This is a genomic window from Mycoplasmopsis primatum ATCC 25948, assembly GCF_000702785.1.
GTDB classification, from domain to species: domain Bacteria; phylum Bacillota_I; class Bacilli_A; order Mycoplasmatales; family Metamycoplasmataceae; genus Mycoplasmopsis; species Mycoplasmopsis primatum.
This window is the reverse complement of record NZ_JNJV01000050.1, coordinates 1-3,039: the sequence shown is the minus strand read 5'-3', so window position 1 is coordinate 3,039 and position 3,039 is coordinate 1. Positions and strand designations below refer to the sequence as shown.

4 protein-coding genes are annotated in these 3,039 nt (G+C 29.7%); 3 read left to right on the top strand and 1 reads right to left on the bottom strand.

Annotated features, from left to right (window positions below; all coding sequences use genetic code 4):
- Positions 1-254 (bottom strand): hypothetical protein (locus T386_RS04415; RefSeq protein WP_036459833.1); only part of this gene is annotated, 254 nt, incomplete at its 3' end.
- 130 nt (positions 255-384) lie between these two features.
- Between T386_RS04415 and T386_RS0104120 the strand changes: the two genes are divergently transcribed.
- From T386_RS0104120 to T386_RS0104110, 3 genes are read left to right on the top strand one after another with little or no spacing between them, the layout of a single operon-like run.
- Entirely contained in the window at positions 385-1,182 is a 798-nt protein-coding gene (locus T386_RS0104120) for an energy-coupling factor transporter ATPase (RefSeq protein ID WP_029513854.1), read from the top strand.
- A complete protein-coding gene (locus T386_RS0104115; RefSeq protein WP_029513853.1) occupies positions 1,173-2,096 on the top strand; it encodes an energy-coupling factor transporter ATPase in 924 nt (307 codons plus the stop codon). The genes T386_RS0104120 and T386_RS0104115 overlap by 10 nt, the downstream gene beginning before the upstream one ends.
- The gene (locus tag T386_RS0104110; RefSeq protein ID WP_029513852.1) at positions 2,096-3,001 is read left to right on the top strand and encodes an energy-coupling factor transporter transmembrane component T family protein; all 906 of its coding nucleotides are present in this window, start codon (positions 2,096-2,098) and stop codon (positions 2,999-3,001) included. The genes T386_RS0104115 and T386_RS0104110 overlap by 1 nt, the downstream gene beginning before the upstream one ends.
- Positions 3,002-3,039 lie beyond the last annotated feature (38 nt).

Here is a 3,039-nt window from a genome sequence, read left to right as displayed (position 1 = left end):
TCATATATTTCTCCAATTTTTCTTATATCTTCATCACTATATTTTTTGGCATTTTGATTATTTGTATTATTATGACTTACAACAACTTTGCCATTTGCTTTTTTGATTTTTAATTTTCATCTTTTTATTGTTGAAATGCTAACGTCGCACATGCGCGCCAACCTTTCGTTAGTAAAATTTAAATTGTGTATTATTGCGCTAACTATTCTTTCACTTCTTGAAATTCAGTTTTCTCTATCACCTGTTTTATTCATACCAATAATTATCCCCTATTTTTTTAGAAAAACAGGTGGCTCAATTTGTTTGATAATGGAAGTAAGCGGAATAATTAGCCTGCTTTATAAAATATTTTTAAAATTTCGCTTTAATAATATAATTAAACCTATGATTAAGGTTAAAGATTTAGTATTTAAATATCCAAGCGCTCAAAATAACACTATCAACAAGCTAAACCTTGAAATACAAAACAACAAGTATGTAGCTATTTTAGGGCATAATGGTTCTGGTAAAAGTACCTTTTCTAAATTGCTAGTAGCATTATATAAACCTGCTGATGGTTTTATTGAATTAGATGGCACTGTTATAAGTAAAGAAACGCTTAGAGAAATTCGCCAAAAAATAGGTATTATTTTTCAAAATCCTGACAATCAATTTATAGGTGCTTCTGTTGAAGACGACATATCATTTGGACTTGAAAACAAATGTGTACCCCATAAAGAAATGAAACCTATTATTGATAAATTGGCCGCTGAAGTTGGAATGGAAGAGTACTTACAAAAAACTCCTCAATCATTATCAGGTGGTCAAAAACAACGTGTTGCGATTGCATCAGTTTTAGCACTTGATCCTAATATAATTATATTTGATGAAGTTACAAGTATGCTTGATCCATTAGGAAAAAGAAAAGTATTAGACATCATTCACAAAGTGCAAAAAGAAAAGAGCAAAACTTTAATTTCAATTACACATGATATGGATGAAGCTATATTAGCTGATTATTGCCTTGTATTTTCAAAAGGTGAGATTGTTGCTTCTGGTTCGCCTGCTGAAATACTCAATAATAAAGAAATTATCGAATTAGCTAAAATAGATTCCCCTTTTATTTACAAACTTAGCGAAAGAATTAACGGCGTTAAACCAACATATGATGAAAAGGAGTTGATTAGTCAAATATGCAAATAACAGTAAAAAATTTGTCTCATTCATTTTTACGCAAAACTCCACATGAACTTGTTGCCATCGATGATGTTAGTTGCAAAATTAATCAAGGTGAATTTATCGGAATAATAGGTCAAACAGGAAGTGGAAAAACCACTTTTATCGAACATCTTAATGCCTTATTACTTCCAGATAATGGCTCAATTGAGTGATCATTTGAAAATGAAAAATATAACCGTAAAACAAAGCAAAAAGAAAAATTTTTAGATAGTTTTACAATTAAACCTTCATTTAGAAAAAAAGTTAAAAAAGCAAAAGATATTCGCAAAAGAGTTGGTGTTGTTTTTCAGTTTTCCGAATATCAACTTTTTGAAGAAACTATTGAAAAAGATATTGCTTTTGGGCCTAGATCTTTCGGTGTAAATAGGTTTGAAGCATTTGAAAGAGCATCGAAGTATTTAGAGCAAGTTGGACTTGATAAAAGTTATTTAAAAAAATCACCATTTGAATTATCTGGTGGCCAAAAAAGAAGAGTAGCACTTGCTGGAATACTAGCTATCGAACCTGATTTTATCATAGCCGATGAGCCAACTGCTGGCCTTGACCCTGTGGGTGTTGTGGAAATACTAAATATTTTTAAAGAATTGCACAAGCAGGGAAAAACTATTATCATTGTAACTCATGACCTTGACAATGTGCTTGAATACACTAACAGAGTATTAGTCTTTAAAAAAGGCAAAATAGTTAAAGATGGCGACACTCATGATGTTTTAAGAGATACTAAATTTCTTGAAGAAAATAATATGGAGCCACCAAAATTATTATCTTTTGTTACAAAACTAGAAGAAAAGGGAATTAAAGTTCCAAGAGTGACCTCTATTGATGAATTAGCAAAATTTATTAATAGCTATCTTGCTTTAAAGAAAGGATCTAAATAATGAATAGCAATTATGGCCGTTATATGATGAATGATACCATAGTGCATAAAATGGATCCTAGATTCAAAATTGTCTTTGCAATCATTTATATTGTATTAACTTTTATTGCCAAAGATTTTATTACCCTTGGTATATTATTAGTTCCTTTGCTAGTTTTATATTTGATTGAAACTAAAAGTGCTGTGGCTGCTTTAAAGTTATGAATTATGCCTCTGTTAATTGGCTTCTTTCTATTTTGAGTTAATGTTTATACAATGAAAGTCAAAATATATGATGGCAATGGAGTTTGAACTGAGCAATATAAAGAATTAAAAAATTGGTATCCTTTGCCTATTCATTTAGGTGGCGACTATCATATTTCGTGAGAAATTATAGCTAGAACACTTGGACTAGTTTTGCGTGTTTATATTATGATTATGGTAACTAGCTTAATGGTGAATACCACTAAACCAATGTTGTTATCAAGAGCTATTGACGACATTTTATTACCATTAAAATTGCTTTTTATTCCTACACATGTTATTGTTATGATAATTTATATTGCCCTAAGATTTATACCAACATTATTGGAAGAAGCACAAAGAATTACTAAGTCTCAATCAAGTCGTGGTGTCGATTACAAAAACGGTAAACTAAAAGATAAAATTAAATCGTTTACAACATTAATAATTCCTCTTTTTGTAACAGCTTTTGCAAAAGCAGAGGACTTGTCTAACGCAATGGAAACGAGAGGATATAATCCATATGCTAAAAGAACAAAATATAGAATTATTATTCCAACCTGAAGAGATATTATTTTATTTTTAATTGCTGCATCAATAATTACTTATGTTGTTTTAATTGAAAAAAATATTATTCCTTGAAAAAATATTTCATGATATGCTAATACATTTTTTGCATTCTAAAAACAGGCCAATATTAATGTAGCCTGTTTTATTTTTTC